Origin of the sequence: Klebsiella sp. BIGb0407, assembly GCF_024807845.1 — a bacterium.
GTDB lineage: Bacteria > Pseudomonadota > Gammaproteobacteria > Enterobacterales > Enterobacteriaceae > JGM124.
In genome coordinates, this window is record NZ_JANUEQ010000001.1 from 1,070,451 (window position 1) to 1,084,521 (window position 14,071).

General features: G+C 45.5%; 12 protein-coding genes and 2 pseudogenes. 5 read left to right on the forward strand and 9 right to left on the reverse strand.

The annotated features are described in order from the left end of the window. Positions 1-160: 160 nt before the first annotated feature. Complete coding sequence (locus M2387_RS05075) at positions 161-859, forward strand: GntR family transcriptional regulator (protein WP_259047578.1); 699 nt, start codon at positions 161-163, stop codon at positions 857-859. A 16-nt stretch (positions 860-875) separates the two neighbouring features. Here M2387_RS05075 and M2387_RS05080 read toward each other — a convergent pair whose 3' ends face one another. From M2387_RS05080 to M2387_RS05095, 4 genes are all read right to left on the reverse strand, one after another. Next, a complete protein-coding gene (locus tag M2387_RS05080) occupies positions 876-1,436 on the reverse strand; it encodes a hypothetical protein (RefSeq protein ID WP_259047580.1) in 561 nt (186 codons plus the stop codon). Positions 1,437-1,667: 231 nt separating this feature from the next. Beyond that, entirely contained in the window at positions 1,668-2,009 is a 342-nt protein-coding gene (locus M2387_RS05085; protein ID WP_259047581.1) for a DUF496 family protein, read from the reverse strand. Positions 2,010-2,203: 194 nt separating this feature from the next. Next, positions 2,204-2,644, reverse strand: coding sequence for a VOC family protein (locus tag M2387_RS05090; protein ID WP_409039524.1), 441 nt, complete (start codon positions 2,642-2,644; stop codon positions 2,204-2,206). Between the two features lie 6 nt (positions 2,645-2,650). Next, positions 2,651-3,121, reverse strand: coding sequence for a GyrI-like domain-containing protein (locus M2387_RS05095; protein ID WP_259047584.1), 471 nt, complete (start codon positions 3,119-3,121; stop codon positions 2,651-2,653). 297 nt (positions 3,122-3,418) lie between these two features. Here M2387_RS05095 and M2387_RS05100 point away from each other — a divergent pair, with 297 nt between their 5' ends. The 4 genes from M2387_RS05100 (at position 3,419) to M2387_RS05115 (ending at position 7,181) form a co-directional block, all read left to right on the forward strand. Next, positions 3,419-4,345, forward strand: a complete 927-nt coding sequence (locus M2387_RS05100; protein WP_259048298.1) for a helix-turn-helix transcriptional regulator — start codon at positions 3,419-3,421, stop codon at positions 4,343-4,345. Between the two features lie 131 nt (positions 4,346-4,476). Then, on the forward strand, positions 4,477-6,567 hold the full coding sequence (gene foxA / locus M2387_RS05105) for a ferrioxamine B receptor FoxA (protein WP_259047586.1): 2,091 nt from the start codon (positions 4,477-4,479) through the stop codon (positions 6,565-6,567). 135 nt (positions 6,568-6,702) lie between these two features. Beyond that, complete coding sequence (locus tag M2387_RS05110; RefSeq protein ID WP_259047588.1) at positions 6,703-6,942, forward strand: DinI family protein; 240 nt, start codon at positions 6,703-6,705, stop codon at positions 6,940-6,942. 5 nt (positions 6,943-6,947) lie between these two features. Further along, entirely contained in the window at positions 6,948-7,181 is a 234-nt protein-coding gene (locus tag M2387_RS05115; RefSeq protein ID WP_259047591.1) for a hypothetical protein, read from the forward strand. A 74-nt stretch (positions 7,182-7,255) separates the two neighbouring features. Here the strand turns inward: M2387_RS05115 and M2387_RS05120 are convergent, their stop codons facing one another. From M2387_RS05120 to M2387_RS05145, 5 genes and pseudogenes are all read right to left on the reverse strand, one after another. Continuing rightward, positions 7,256-8,194, reverse strand: a complete 939-nt coding sequence (locus tag M2387_RS05120; RefSeq protein WP_259047592.1) for an Rpn family recombination-promoting nuclease/putative transposase — start codon at positions 8,192-8,194, stop codon at positions 7,256-7,258. 622 nt (positions 8,195-8,816) lie between these two features. Then, on the reverse strand, positions 8,817-10,745 hold the full coding sequence (locus tag M2387_RS05125; protein ID WP_259048348.1) for a hypothetical protein: 1,929 nt from the start codon (positions 10,743-10,745) through the stop codon (positions 8,817-8,819). A 96-nt stretch (positions 10,746-10,841) separates the two neighbouring features. Beyond that, positions 10,842-10,910, reverse strand: a pseudogene (locus tag M2387_RS05130) (hypothetical protein); the annotation flags it as partial. A gap of 1,384 nt (positions 10,911-12,294) precedes the next feature. Further along, positions 12,295-12,534: a hypothetical protein gene (locus M2387_RS25805; protein WP_310572756.1), complete on the reverse strand. Its 240-nt coding sequence runs from the start codon at positions 12,532-12,534 to the stop codon at positions 12,295-12,297. A gap of 218 nt (positions 12,535-12,752) precedes the next feature. Then, positions 12,753-13,926 (reverse strand): annotated as a pseudogene (locus M2387_RS05145) (tyrosine-type recombinase/integrase); the annotation flags it as partial. Positions 13,927-14,071: the final 145 nt, after the last annotated feature.

A 14,071-nucleotide genomic window follows, 5' to 3' on the forward strand; every position in this document is an offset into this window, starting at 1 on the left:
TTGTGAGCCAGGTCATATAATTGCTATCAAGCCACAGATATGATATTCATTCAATTTGTAGATGAGTTATCTAATTTTTACGCATAAAATTTTTTTATATATTAAATACAATGAGTTAATAACCTACCTGCAACCACTAAAATCGCAAAGAGATATAAAAGTGATCTACCAATCTATTGCTAATGAACTGAAAATTCGTATCAACAGTGACGAATTTAAGGTTGGTGATATCCTGCCAAGCGAAAAAACACTGGCAAAAGAACTGAAGGCCTCAGTGATGACCATCAGAAAAGCGCTGGCCGCTCTCGAAAGTGAAAAGTTGATTATTAAGCGCCACGGCAGTGGTTCTTTTGTCGCCCGTAAAATCAACTATCATGGCGGTGAACTGGATGGTTTTAACTACCAGATGAATATCGGTGGAATTGAGAATTATAAAAACAGCGTAATAGAATTTCGTATGATGGATGCGCCACCGGCTATCGCCCAGCAGCTAAAAATTAATCCTGGCGATAAAGTCTATTATCTCAGGCGAATTCGTATTATCGACGAAGTTCCCGTCCTGATTGAGAATAGTTATATTCCTGTCGCGCTTTTTCCCTGGCTGAGTATGGGGGATATGGAGAAATCAAAATTTAATTATTTTAAAGAGAAGTGCAATATCACCATTCTGGAAAGTCATCGTAACTATGCCCCGGTACAAGCGACCCGGGAACAAGCTGAACTATTACAGGTTGCTCCCGGTAGCCTGCTACTCCGGGTACAGTCAATCAGCTACTCACACGACAATAAGATTGTTGATTTATCTGATAGTTACCAGAATACCCATAAATATATCGTCAATCATATTATTCGACGCTAGTTGATCCAGTCATCGGCTACAGGCAAGGCCCCACGGCACAGCCATACATCATCACCAGCGGAAAAATAGGTACCAGAGCAATCATACCTGCGGCATTCAGGGTCTGTGTTTTATCATTTATCGACACCACAACGGGCTGAGCCAGACGGTAAGATTCGTCTATATCCGCAGGATCCGCTGGTATCCAGAAACCACTTGCTTTAAACAAGACCCGGAGCTGGTCATTATTCCAGGGCTGTGCTTTATATTCGTCAGTCAGAATGGATTGCTGAGCAGCGGTCAGCTGGCTCTTATTTAAAATAACCCAGTACTCGGCCACCACTTCGTTATTGTTAACCTGAAAATTCACCCGAACCCCAGGTACAGCCTGATGATACCGATCATAAAATTGCTGATAACGCTGGTATTCCAGAGGCGTTCCCGTGCGATAGAAACGGTAACTGTATTTTTCTGAGTTTGCGACAATCCCGAGTTCTGTTGGTTTTACTTTAATGATGGTATCGGTAGCAGGTAAATTGGGTGCAGCACTACAGCCCGCCAGTATCCAAACCATTAATGCCAGTAAAATCAGTCGCATTTCTCACCTCTTTTGCCCCACAGGTATGAAAATAATCACAGCGCTATCCCCCTCGCGAATATCACGTTGAAGGAGGTTATCAGTCACGGATTTAATTTCAACCTGAAGTTCAGCCCCGGCAGATTAAGCGCATCATGTTGCTGACTGTCAGAGTGGATAATTTTTGACATAAAAAAACCGCCTGATACCGGGACCTCAAGAGGGGGGCATCAGGCGGCTATAGCTGAGCTATCAGGCTTTTTCGGCCTTCGCTTCAGCTCTTTTTTGCTCGCCAATAATTTTCAGCTTAGCAGAGATTTCACGACGTTCTTTTGAGAGTTCCGCATTTCTAATAATGTGATCATCAACGCGATCTTCATAGTCCGCTTTCATGCTGGCAATAATTTCTTGCACAGCGTCAATGCTCATACCCGGCTTAATGTATTCACTCAGGTTATCAAGCAGTAACACACGTTTTTGGTTGTCACGGATTTTCTTCGCTTCATCCTGAATTTCACGTTGCAGCTTGTTCTTGCGACGATACAGACGAACAAAGTCAAGAACGTCCTGGAAGGATGATTTAATATTTTCCATTTTCACACCTTATAAATTGGCAATCGGATTCAGCTTACTACTACATTAAGTTATAGCGTACCTGAATGGCAATGCGTGACTAACATTAAAAACACACTGCCTCTATCTTAACCTTAATTGCAGCTGAATCGAAACAAGCAGACCATTATTTGCTGTAAAAGACCCGGCTGGACGAAAATAGCGCTAATTGACTGTCAGGTTTCGCGTAACCAGGGAGTAATGGTCAGCCCTACCAGTAGCCCTTCCGGACTCAGTAAACGGGTCACGGTTTGCCCCCAGGGTTCCTGACGATTATCCACCAGCAGCTGGTAGCCCTGCTCTTTAAGCGCATCGCTGGCAACCTCCAGAGAAGCCACTTCAAACTCTATCCAGCTCTGGGGAAGCGCTTTATCTTGCGGCCAGCTGGCAGTGCTAAAGCAGGACTGGGCTGCCTGCTCCAGAGGCCAGATGGCAAAATGCTTGACCCCTTCCAGTTCTCCCGCTTCCAGCGAGAGATAGGTTTCGTTTCCGTCCATGCCTTTTAACGGCAAATTCAGCGTCTGCTGATAAAATGCCTGGCTGGCGGCACTATCAGAGGTAATCGGCCCGAAGCCTGCAATAAACAGAATAGTTAAGCCGGTTGTTTCATCGACAATCATGGTTTACTCCTGCATAGGTTTAACGGGAATCAACATTTCGAGCTGCCACTCGCCAGACAGAATACCGTCGTTAAGATAGCGTTCATAACAGGGTTTACCGGTTAGCTGATAACGCCCGTCCGCCTCGACTTGATCAAATAGCTTTTCCCAGGCCTCAAAGAAAGCGTTGTTCTGAACGCTTGCCAGCCCTATGGCGTAGAGATCTTCAGCTATGGTCATCACTCTGACATTTTTCTGCGCGTCTTCTGGCAGGACAAAATCGTCTGGCACAGACATCACCGTATCACAACGCAGTTGCTCAGCAGGCACCACATCCGGGTCATCATAGTAGACGGCAAGTAATTCCCCATCTAAATGATGATTTGCGGCCCAGTGAACCAGTTTTTCAAAACCCAGGGGGACCGTCTCTTCCCAGGGACCAAGCCAGTGAAAGCCAACGACTTTACGTGCTGCAACCTGCTGTACGCTAAACATAGTGCCTCTCCGGTTGATAATTAGACCACTGTATGTTTATACACTAAAATAATTACCTGTACATTTCAGTGCAGCCCTTTTTATCTGATTTGTGCTGTATCCCGAAAAACCAGGATAAAAATATCAGCCCGTTATACTTCATTGCTCACGGCAGCCGACCGGAGGTGCTATGTTGTCGCACAATAATAAGAATGATAATCTTTACCATCTTATTCTCTCCCGACAAGAGACAGGCTGAATTCTGTGAGACTTCAAGAACCAAATGCGCTGGTTCCCGCGAAAAAAAAATTCATCTTAATGGAAGATTTTCAACGTTATGGTGAACGCTATAATATCGATTATCACTTTCCGCTGCATAGTCAGGAAAATGCTCTGCATATTCCCGTGCTGCATGGTGATGTCGAGGAGATGACGCTGGGTTCAGGCATCAGTCTGACGCAATCTGATGTTCAGGTTCTGGAACCTTATGAAACCTTCTCCTGTCATGATTCCCCGCTCTATATGCTGGTGGTACTCGAAGGAAATGTGGTTATCTCTCACTATGGCCAGCAATATAGCATTCGCTCGGGTATGACTTATGCCACACGGCTGTCGAGCCATCATGCGATGACGGTTCGCCATGTTGCCGGACATAAACTGAGAACCCTTTCTCTGGGGGTCTACCCCGGCGAGGCCTGGCACAGCAGTCTGCTTAAAACGCTGTTGCGGGAGTGGCAATCCAGCAATGCACCATCAATGGCCTGGCAAGTCCCTGATTATCTGCTGGCCGGTTTAGCCCGTGCGCAGCATGGCAGTGGTACCGGAGTAGCACGTCAGCTAATCCTCGAAGGGCTGATTATGCAGTTGCTGGGACACGGGTTGAGTCAGCAGGAAGTTATCACCCGCCCCAACGAGTTTGCCCAGCGTTGTGAGCATCAGCGGCTGGATAATATTCGTAAGCTACTCGAACAAGCCCCTGAAAAAGAGTACACCCTGAATGGCCTGGCACATCAAGCCGCCATGAGCCCGAGCAGCCTGCGCAGTAAGTTTCGCCTCGCCTACGGCTGTACTATTTTTGATTTTCTGCGCGACTGTCGTCTGGCACTGGCACATCGCTACTTACTGGAAGGCCATAGCGTCCAGCAAGCTGCCTGGATGTCGGGTTACCAGCACGCCACCAATTTCTCTACCGCCTTTCGTCGCCGTTACGGTATGCCGCCAGTCGATATTCGCCGTTCCCGTTAATCTGAGCGAAAGATGCCGGTGCCAATAGTTTGTCATTGCGCATATGCAACCTGACATTACGCATATCTGTTTACCGTTTCAAAAAGGTAATAATTCTTATTAACAATTAGAAAAGGCCTTTGGAGACTTTAATGTTGACTAAAACGCGTCTGGCACTGCTGGTGGGATTGGCCACCGGTAGCCTCACTTTCCCGGCACTTGCACAGGAAACAGCAAAAAACGATACCCTCGTTGTCACTTCAAAAGTGCAAAGTGGTGCAACTAAACTGGAAACTCCGGATATCGAAACCCCGCAGGCGGTATCGATAGTTACGCGGGAGCAGTTTGAAGAGCAAGGCGCGACCAGCGTACATCAGGCGGTCACCTATACGCCGGGTGTCTACAGTAACCAAATCGGTGCCTCAAATCGTTTTGACTATATTGTCATGCGCGGTTTTTCCGACGGAAGCCTGGACAATATCTATCTTGACGGGCTGAAAATCATGGGGGATACCAACTCCCATAGTTCACTGGTGGTTGACCCATGGTTTTTAGAAAGCATTGAAGTGGTTCGTGGCCCGGCCTCGGTACTCTATGGCCGTTCTTCACCTGGCGGTATTGTTGCCCTCACCTCTCGTAAACCGTCCTTTGATAACAGCGGTGAAATTAAGCTGTTTGCCGGTAACAATAACCAGCGTGGCGCCATGTTTGATGTCACCGGCGCACTGGACGATAACGACAGAGTCGCTGGCCGAATCAGCGGTATGACCCGTTATGCCGACTCTCAGTTCGACCCGCTGAAAGAGGAACGCTATGCAATCATGCCGAGCCTGACCTGGCGGATAACCGACAATACGCGTCTTGATTTAATGGCCTATTTGCATCGCGATCCTGAAGGTGGCAGCCATTCAGGCCTGCCTTATGACGGGACTGTAGTACCCCATAATGGCCAGAAAATCTCTAACACCTTCTATGAGGGTGAGTCAGACTTTGATAAATATAACCGCCAGGAAAATATGGTCGGCTACGATATCGAGCATCAGTTTGATAGCGGCTGGTCAGTACGTCAGAAAGTGCGTTACCTGCATACCAAAGTCGAACTGAATCAGGTTTATGCGGCAGGCTGGGCAAATGAGACCCAGCTTAATCGGGGTTATTCCGGCTCTGAAGAACAGATGAATGCCATCACGCTGGATAACCATGTGGATGGTAGCTTTGATACCGGCCCACTGAATCACCGAGTCCTGATTGGTATGGACTACCAGGATCGTAGCAACCATACCACGGGTTACAGTGGCTCATTCCCGGCGCTTGATGCCTTTAATCCTGTCTATGGTGCTTCCCCAACGAATATAAGCATGTGGGGGAAAGAACAGCATAAACTGCGCCAGACAGGTTATTACCTGCAGGATCAGATTTCACTGGATCGCTGGCGTATGACGCTGGGTGGTCGTCTTGACCAGGTTAAAATTACCAATATCAATAAATTGAATGGTGAATCCAGCGGGCTGGATAAAAATAACTTCAGCAGCCGTGCAGCCATGATGTATCTGTTTGATAATGGCATTGCACCTTATGTCAGCTACTCCACTTCATTTACCCCAACCAGCTTCGTTGATGATGCGGGTCAATTGCTGAAACCGATGACCGGTAAGCAATGGGAAGCAGGCTTGAAGTATGAGCCGGAAGGCGCCAATACTCAGTACAGTGTTTCAGTATTCCGTATCAATCAGAAAAACATCGCCACCAAAACAGAGCCGGATTCTCCGTATCGTTCAATCGGTGAAATCGAGTCTGAAGGGGTGGAGCTGGAAGCGGTCGGTGAGATAACCGAAAACCTGCATCTTCAGGCAGCCTATACTTATACCGATATTCGCTATAAGAAAAGTAGCCCGGAAGAGCAAGGCAAACGCGCGGTTTATGCGCCTCGTAATATGGCCAGTACCTGGCTGAGCTATGATGTTAAGACCGGCCCGCTGGACGGCCTGACCATCGGCTCTGGTGTACGTTATGTCAACGGTGTCACCAGTGACCGCGAAAATACGCATACCCTGCCTTCCTATACTCTGGTCGATATGGCGGTGGGTTATGACTTGTCTAAAGTGGGCATAAAAGGGTTAAGCGCTCAGGTTAACGTCAATAACCTGACGGATAAGAGCTATATTGCAGCTTGTAACTCGCTCTCTTATTGCTACTTTGGTGCAGAACGCAGCATCGTCGGCAGTGTTTCCTGGAAGTTCTAATCGCTAATACCCCTCACCTGCTGGTTCTCTGGCAGGTGAGGAGTTCACTTCATAAAGTATTAATTAAATTAGCCATTGACGACATAGCAAAAACGCCTAATACTGTATATTAAAACAGTATAGCGGAGATAAACCATGTTCGTCGAACTCGTCTATGATAAACGTAATGTTGCTGGCCTGCCTGGCGCTCAAGAGATAATCCTGGCGGAGCTCACCCAGCGCGTACAGCGTGTGTTTCCTGACGCTGCGGTACGGGTTAAACCGATGCAAACCAATGCGGTGAACAGCGACTGCACTAAGTTTGAGAAAGAACGCCTCAACCGTTTAATTGAAGAGATGTTTGACGAAGCCGAATTCTGGCTGGTTAACGAGTAACGACTATGGATAATATTATTATTTCCGGCGTGCGTATCTATTTCCCCCGCCCAGGCGAAGGCCTGCCGACACCTTCAAGTGATATCCGCACTTTTGCGATTAAAAATACCATTGATGCTCGCTGCTGCCTGCTGGCCTTTCAGAATGGCCAGTGGCGCGTGTTATCGCTACCAGAATACCAGAACTCCGGGAAAGCGATTATGGAAGCGGTGAAACAAGGGCAGGTTAAGTGGCAGTGAGTGAAGAACGGCCTGATGGATATCAGTTTGGTTTAATGAGTTGTGTTATGGGGCATCCGGATCAGGGCAGGTAATCAGCGGTCGATCCGTGCCAGATCGTCTGCTGTCAGGCCGGTTATTTTTATGATGCTACTGTGGTCATAACCGTTCTGTAACATGGCTCGGGCTACTTCGAGTTTATGTTCATTACGACCTAGCTGGATACCTTTCTCGATACCCTTCTCTATTCCTTTCTGTTCCAGCTGTTGTGCGATGGTCATCAGTTCATCCCCATATTGCGGCACTCGCTGTGCCAGGTCACGTACAAAGGCCTCTGCGTCTGAAGTTTCGCCTGCCTGTACAAGATAGTTTATCAGTGAGTCCAGTTGCTGTCTTGTCATGTGTCCCGCCAGTAGCAGAGTAGACAGATTATCGAGAAGATCTGCTATATCCCGTCGGCGAATGTGTTTCTGCAGTAAGGTCAGGGCTGCCATACGACGGTGCCCCATGATCTCTTCGTCCGGTATAACAGTAACATCGACCAAGGGAAAATGACCGCTGTACAGCTTTTCAGCTAATCCTGGATCGTTAAATTCGTCCAGCCAGCGGGTTGAATACGGATACGGACTGCGTTTGCCGTTGTAAAACAAAACGGGTATTACCAGCGGCAATTTTTTATGCCCTGCATCCAGGTGACGCTGCATGGCCGCAACCGAGTAACGAAGAAGCCGGAACGCCATATGTTTGTCAGGCGAAGACTGATGTTCGATAAGTACATTAATATAACCCTCATCCCCGGCCGTGGTTTTCAGGCTATAGAGCACGTCGCTGAAGTAGGGGCGTAAACTTTCCTCGACAAAGCTGCCAGACTCAAGCTTCAGGGTGCTGAAGTCGCAGATGGTCTGCAGTTCAGCGGGCAGATGAAGTTGCATAAAATCCCTGGCGGTATCGGGATGGGTGAGAAACTGTTTAAACGTCAGATCGTGTGGGGTGGGTGTTCCATTCACGCTGCTCTTGTTTTTCCTGCCAGACATATCCTTCTCCGCGGGTTCCTTCCTTGAAACAAGGCTACCCGGCAGCACATCTTAAAACTACCAATAAACGTTCAAAAATTATTGCGATACTGAAACAGGATCTTGTTTTGATGAGATGGGTGCTTACAGCCCATCAGCATCCGCTACTTCTTGTAAGCCCGAATATGGTTTACCATGTCCGGAGAGAATTTTTGTGTCACTGAGAATCATAATAATATTGGGTACACACCGGGATCTAAGGTTGGTACATCAAGGGTATGGACTCATGTGAACAATACTGTATATACAAGAGCGGATTGTTTATTAGATATGCAGTTTAATATCAGTGAGTTAGACAACACAAGTGGACGTAAATAAACATTGAATAGCTTATCACAGCAACCCATGCTTTTGTTTCATGACTATGTGAAACACATCCTAAGAACGTGATTTACATACCAATATCAAATTAATCGCCGCCACTTGGTACGTATGCTAACTTATTACACCGTTCGTCTCTCAGCAAATCTCCTTCAACCTACACCAAAAACCAACATACAAACACTAACCGCGAAATAATTCGGTGGTAGAGTTGGGTGGATTGATGGATAAGCCAATTTCTGGCTAGCCTCCCTACCCTGCATTACAGCTGAACCCAGAGCCCATTAGTTAAACAATAAAATTGATGCAAACCACGCGCCTCTGTCGTTGTCACAGAATCAACCAAGGTGCCTGCCGGTGTTCTGATTTTATCCCCTGAGTTTCCTCGGAAAACAATTTGAGCCGTTGACCCATGCCTCATAATGAAGTGCACTGTAGAATCAATCATGTTTTCAGCCAACGGAAGCGTCATATCCTGCGATGTTCCAGGCACAATTGGCATGAGAATAATATTTACACCTTCACCATAGTTGTACGCATCATTTCCGAATAAACTTCCCGTCATGGGAACCTCGAGGTTTTTTCCCTCATATCTTGCCCCGTACATTCTCCAGAATAAATACGGCCCGTCAGCTAATCGGATGTTTGTTTTAAAATCCCGTACCATCAACCATTCACTGACATTTGTCATCGGTTTGTCTGACATATTCAGGAATGGTCGTTTAACTCTGTGATTATTATATGTCGCAGTGGGACTGAAAGTTGTACCTTGTGAATCATGATAAGTCAGACCATTAATCACCACTCGCCCTTGCTTGTAATTAGGAGATAACGGCATTTTACCAGATCGGAATCCAAATTTTACAAGCCCTGCAGAGGGGATTTCCTCGCCAGGTTGCAAGTAGTGGCAAATATCCTCAATATAACCATTATTCAAGAAAATGGGGACACATTCAGAGTAGTGGTCATCAATCGCTATCGCACCATAGGCAGGGCGAATGATGTTGTAATTGTTAATGGTAATTTTGCCAACTAATCTATTCGTTAACACGGCTTTGTCATAATCAATAGGTCCGGAAACAATCCTTAATGCTGTATCTGTTTTATATCCTCTTGTTCTGTTCTCAAGAATATAAGGGGAGTCTATGACAATGTTAATATCAACAACGGTTTTACCTTCCAGTAAGGGCGCAACAAATGCATGTTGTAAAGCAATCAATATCCCTGCACCATTATTATTTCTAAACGTCGAACCGATTATTTTAACATCTAAATCAGCTGGCATATTTGGCTCCGGCTCGATATCAATACCGGACATCGGGTCTGTCCCGTTAGTAAAATCAAATTCATTATTGATGACGGTAACCTGACCACCGATGATGCTCAACCCCTGCCTGCCGTTATTCCATGCGCGGCATTCGTTTAATGTTATATGCTCGTTAGTCTTTCCGGGATAGGAGGTATCCATTGCAGTAATGAATCCATCACCGTGAAACTCTCGGGCAGTACAGCGTACAAGCTCGAGATTTTTGTAGGCGCGAGTAAGAAATCCATATCCCCATTCTGCGCCGGATTTATTCACTTTCCTGTCACCGACCAAATTCAGATCATATATACGCGCATGCTCTCCACGAGCTTTAAAATGAATGAATGAGAAGTGAGTTAGACTATTTGTATTTAATAAATACCAATGAGAATTATTAGCGTATATTTTTTTATTGTTCCTAATTAATAAAACGGAGGCTAATACAGCCCGATCCTGTAATGCGAAAGTTGCATGACTATTACCCGGAATGGTTAATTCATCACAATAATCCACGGCTTTAAGTAAGCCTGGAGTATTATTGTACCCTCCAACTATAAGATAATCCCCCAGTCCAGTCTCGCTATTATAGAAGCGGTAACCCCAGCCTCTGATATCACCTTTCTTGGGGCCTTCAAACTGCCCCCCTCTCAATTTTTCAACTTCTTCTGTTACGAATGTAAACTTGCCTTTGTCTGTCGTTAAAACATATTCATTAAAATCATTTTTTACAGGCTCGGAAAGTAAAGTGTGAGATGTTGAAGAGAAATCACCATCAGCAATCCAGTTTATAAGCTTATTGCCCCGATAACTTATGGCACCCACCCCAACAGGAGAACGAACACCAATCAAGCTTGAAAGAGTACCTACTGGTGGCAACACTGACACTCGCTCCGATGATAGCTTGCTCCTTAGTGAAGCATTACCTACGCCTCCCCACTTGCCTTGTCCTATCCCGCCAATACTCTCTGGTGTAGAGCTGGCGGGTACTACTTTGGGTACCGGCCAGTCCCTATCCCAGAGGTAGAGCTCGCCATTAAACCGCCACTGCAAAACAGTGTTAGGAATGTCGAGGGTATTACCCTGCTCAAAAGATGCCTTCTTGATATAGCCATAGGCGGATATTGCTCGCTGGATTGTTTCTCAATTCCTTACCATGTTAATCTCTTAACGCCTAAACGGTCATCAGCATATTCTGTATTTCTATCGTTGGTAAAAACTTCTAGGTTCTCAGCGTTGTCGTACAGATTTTTAAGCGATGCAGACTCCACCGGTGTCACCAGTGTTGTATGTAGCCATAAACCTCATAATGAAAAAAACACCGAAGCGGGTTGCGAGTTAACTAGTAGGATTAAATGATATCTCTAGGATAAATATCGTAGTCATCCTGACACAGCATGGGTGAATATTGGACAGCATTAACAGCGGTGGTTCCGGCAGACGATGACCCTATTGGTGAGAGCGGTGCGTCATATCCGACCCGCTCAGATGAGCAAAATATCAGTTTGAGAAACTCAATCTCACTGTCATTCATTTCCCATTCATCCGGTCTCAGACCAGGAAGCAGGGAGAGTCAGCGTATAGTCATACTTAAAGCATTCCGCGACATAGATATGTTGCTGGTCGGTTAGTCCATCGTCATCTATCAGCTCATCTGCGCTCTTTTTTATCTGCGCAGTGCACACTTTCTTGCGCTATTCTCGCGGTAGGATTTTGGATATATCGACTGGCTATTGCGTAGTTATTGCCTTGCGACTCACACCAGCTTTTCGGGGAAATGTTTGATTTGGCGTGATCGGCGAGGAACTGTTTTTGTATGGCTCCCAATCCAGCCTTGCTATGTGCTACACCTTATTAAATATTAATTAAACGTATCAATACTATTGTTTTAGCGAAAAAGGATTACGAATAGTTTATTTACATTCAGGAATGATAATATATCCTCCAGGAAGAAACATAATTCCCTATAGTTTGTTAAATATTCATATTGAGAATGAAGCTCTGCTTAACGGTAATATTTGCTATCTCTACTTGCTTTACTGACTTAATTTTAGCTGCAACACCAGCTTTCTGCACAACTGTGATATATACTGCATTCGTCGAAAATGAATGAGTTTCTACATGAAAAATTTGATGGGGGAGGCCTGATGGCAACTGAATTAGTTCAACGGGTTTTCGAGATTGTTAGCCCCCTTAAAGCTGACTTTTAGCAGGTATGTAGTGAGCAATCGCTTTACTTCATGCGAGAGTCTGAATGTGCATACAGAATTTTTCCAATAACGATTATTTAGCTGAGGTAGCCGCCAGTAATACGGTATCAACCCGTGGCGTAATTATGAATGTCACAGCCATTGGTATAACACTTAACCCAGCTCAAAAACTTGCCTACTTATTGCCTTGGAAGTGCTCTATCTGTTTTGAAATTAGTTACATGGGGCTAATGCACATAGCCCAGCAGCTTGGCGCTATTAAGTGGTGCCAGTCGGATATCGTCAGGAAGAACGATAAACTTCGCCTGTTCGGCATTGATAAAGCACACTCTCATGAATACAACGAGCTCGATAACTCCTGGAGAAGTAGCTGCTGTTACATATTCAACTTCATCGATGATGCCCCGAAAGATAAAGAATTTAACTGTTGCCCTAAGTGTGGAAAGCCGATCAAAGAAAGCTAGCATCCGACCCGCCGAGTGCGGTTTTTTATGCCTGGAGAAAAATATGCTTAGTAATGACAGACCGTTAATGCAAGAACCCGAAGTAATGGGGGATCTTAGGTATCTCATCTAGACAAACTATCTGGAACTACACCAATCACTCCAACCTCTATAAACCAGTTCGAACAAGGCAAAAGGCTTTTCCCTACGAGGCTGTTAATTAGTGGATGATTATAGGAGGTATCAGACAAGTGACTAACGTGTCGGAGCAATTCATCAGCATGCAACTCATAACTCTTCCCTTGGTCATCAATGTAGTCACGCTTATTTTACGCAGTCCTCACACTACCAAGTTCATGCTCGAACATTCTTTCAGTAACATGCGACGTGATACTTTCTTCAGAAAGTCGAGTAACCAACGCTCGCCTGAAATAATGTGCTCGCCAGTATCCAATATCAATACCATCTATTATGAGCCCAATAAACCTCTTAGCGGCAGCGATGCAGACCGGCTGATTGATATTTTCATCCGGGAAAAGGATTTTCTTATAAATCATCATAGACTTTTCAAGCAACGGATCTATTTGCTCAAAGATAGGGCGTATGATGATACCACACATTTTGCTATGCTCTTTATGACCAGACCGTCCCATTCAGATCAAATTCACCACGCTCCGAAAGCCTCAATTCTGAAACCCTAGCCCCCATAGCATTAGCATCTGGTGTAATAGCTTATTAGATGTTGCAGCTCTGCTTCTCTCTATTGCCAGCAAAATCTGAGCTAACTCCGAGTACGTTAAAACTCTAGAACCGACTTCAGCCCTGGTACCAAAATCCCGCGGCTGGATACTCATAATTGAGCAGCTATCGATAACCTGTCGCCTCATGCACCAACTCATAGCAGATCGCAACTGAGACAGCATTTGCCAGGCCCTTCGGCTATTAATTTTTTCGTCCTGAGTGTAAGCATCAACCCGCTGTTTAACAGCTATTGAGCCAATCGAACTACAGGGAAAAGTATTGCGCATATTCTTAATAACAGTGGACTGGTACAGATTGATTGTATTCTGCTTCAGCGTAGCTTTGACGTAGTTCTCTTCCCAATAATCCAGGCAGTCAGCAAGAGTTAAAATATCAGATGCCGATTTTTCAAAATGCGTCCTCGGATATATACCCTTGTCATATAGGATCCTTGGGTCAGAAGTTATACTTCTGACTTCTTTAAGCTACAGCTCAGGATAACGCCTAGGCTAAGTCGCGGTTCTTTTGAGTACCATCGGTAGCAATACTCAACAGGATCTCTCTTTTTGATGAGATGCGTGCTACAAGCCCATCAGCATCCGCTACTTCTTGTAAGCCCGAATATGGTTTACCATGTCCAGAGAGAATTTTTGTGTCACTGAGCCCCCATAATATTTGGTACACACAGGTATGGACTCATGTGAACAGTGAACAGTGAACAGTGAACAGTGAACAGTGAACAGTGAACAGTGAACAGTGAACAGTGAACAGTGAACAATACGGCAGTATCAAAGAACGGATTATTTATTAGATATGCAAT

What these genes read in the sequence shown, in the direction of transcription:
- M2387_RS05080 (WP_259047580.1), bottom strand. Translation starts at nt 1,436, where the DNA reads ATGCGACTGATTTTACTGGCATTAATGGTTTGGATACTGGCGGGCTGT.
- M2387_RS05085 (WP_259047581.1), bottom strand. Translation starts at nt 2,009, where the DNA reads ATGGAAAATATTAAATCATCCTTCCAGGACGTTCTTGACTTTGTTCGT.
- M2387_RS05095 (WP_259047584.1), bottom strand. Translation starts at nt 3,121, where the DNA reads ATGTTTAGCGTACAGCAGGTTGCAGCACGTAAAGTCGTTGGCTTTCAC.
- M2387_RS05100 (WP_259048298.1), top strand. Translation starts at nt 3,419, where the DNA reads ATGGAAGATTTTCAACGTTATGGTGAACGCTATAATATCGATTATCAC.
- foxA (WP_259047586.1), top strand. Translation starts at nt 4,477, where the DNA reads ATGTTGACTAAAACGCGTCTGGCACTGCTGGTGGGATTGGCCACCGGT.
- M2387_RS05110 (WP_259047588.1), top strand. Translation starts at nt 6,703, where the DNA reads ATGTTCGTCGAACTCGTCTATGATAAACGTAATGTTGCTGGCCTGCCT.
- M2387_RS05115 (WP_259047591.1), top strand. Translation starts at nt 6,948, where the DNA reads ATGGATAATATTATTATTTCCGGCGTGCGTATCTATTTCCCCCGCCCA.
- M2387_RS05120 (WP_259047592.1), bottom strand. Translation starts at nt 8,194, where the DNA reads ATGTCTGGCAGGAAAAACAAGAGCAGCGTGAATGGAACACCCACCCCA.
- M2387_RS25805 (WP_310572756.1), bottom strand. Translation starts at nt 12,534, where the DNA reads ATGCTAGCTTTCTTTGATCGGCTTTCCACACTTAGGGCAACAGTTAAA.